Genomic DNA, 1,124 nt, shown 5'->3' with positions numbered 1-1,124 from the left:
GACAATAGTTGGGCTTGCCCCTGCGAAGATAGCTAGCTGCCGGGTCCTTTTTTTTGCCTTTTTTATAATTTGGCCTATAATATACTAGAAAGAAAAGAGGATATTATGAAGAACTTAGGCTTTTACAATGGAAAAATAGATGAATTAGAAAATATGCAAGTTCCAATGTTGGATCGTGCTTGTTATTTTGGAGATGGTGTATACGATGCATCTTATGCAAATAATCATACAATTTTTGCACTTCAAGATCATTTAAATCGTTTTTACAATAGTGCAAAACTTTTAAATATTAACATTCCATATAAAAAAGAGGAATTACAAGATTTATTAATTGAATTAGTAAATAAAGTAGATTCACCAACACAGTTTGTATATTGGCAGGTTTCAAGAGGAACAGGTATTAGAAATCATATTTATCCTGAAGACATGAAAGGTAATTTATGGGTTATGATTACGCCAAAGCCTTTGGCAGACCCAAATAAAGAGATGTCTGTTGTTACCATGGAAGATACACGATTCTTTCATAATAACATTAAGACGATTAATTTAATTCCTGCAGTAATGTATTCAACAGAAGCACATAATCATGGTTTTGATGAGTGTATTTTACATAGAGGACCAGATCGTGTTACAGAATGTGCTCATAGCAATGTATCTATCTTAAAGGATGGCTGCTTTATAACTGCACCTTGTGATGAATATATTTTGCCTGGTATTGCCCGTAAACACTTGTTAGAAGCTTGTACGGCTTTAAATATTCCGTATGAAGAAAAAGTTTATTCTTTGCAAGAGTTATTTGATGCGGATGAAATAATTGTATCTAGTAGTACACACATTTGTCGTCGAGTAAAAATGGTAGATGGTAAACTATTTGTTGGGAAGGATTCATCAACATTTAAAAAGTTACAGGATTATGTATTTAATGAATTTTATGAGTATACAAACGCAAAACGTATTGATTAATTAAGCTGGCAGAATGCCAGTTTTCTTTTAAAACTAAGATGAAAGCGTATACAGTAAAAAATATGAAAAAAATTAAAAAACATTTGACGAAGTGAAAAGTATTTGGTAATATAGATGAGCACTGCTGAGGTGCAGATGATCTTTGAAAACTGAACAGGAAA

Annotated in this window: 1 protein-coding gene; it reads left to right on the top strand. The window is 31.9% G+C overall.

Features of this window, described 5'->3' with window-relative positions; genetic code table 11:
• The first annotated feature begins 105 nt into the window (after positions 1–105).
• On the top strand, positions 106–963 hold the full coding sequence (locus KTQ83_RS11805) for an aminotransferase class IV (protein WP_117926863.1): 858 nt from the start codon (positions 106–108) through the stop codon (positions 961–963).
• Positions 964–1,124: the final 161 nt, after the last annotated feature.

The sequence above is a fragment of the Holdemanella porci genome (genome assembly GCF_019052655.1).
Classification (GTDB): Bacteria; Bacillota_I; Bacilli_A; order Erysipelotrichales; family Erysipelotrichaceae; genus Holdemanella; species Holdemanella hominis.
The sequence above is the reverse complement of the archived record's forward strand: the minus strand, read 5'-3'. Positions and strand labels throughout refer to the sequence as shown.

Bases quoted from the DNA above. Each gene is read 5' to 3' on its own strand.
- KTQ83_RS11805 (WP_117926863.1), top strand. From the start codon at position 106: ATGAAGAACTTAGGCTTTTACAATGGAAAAATAGATGAATTAGAAAAT.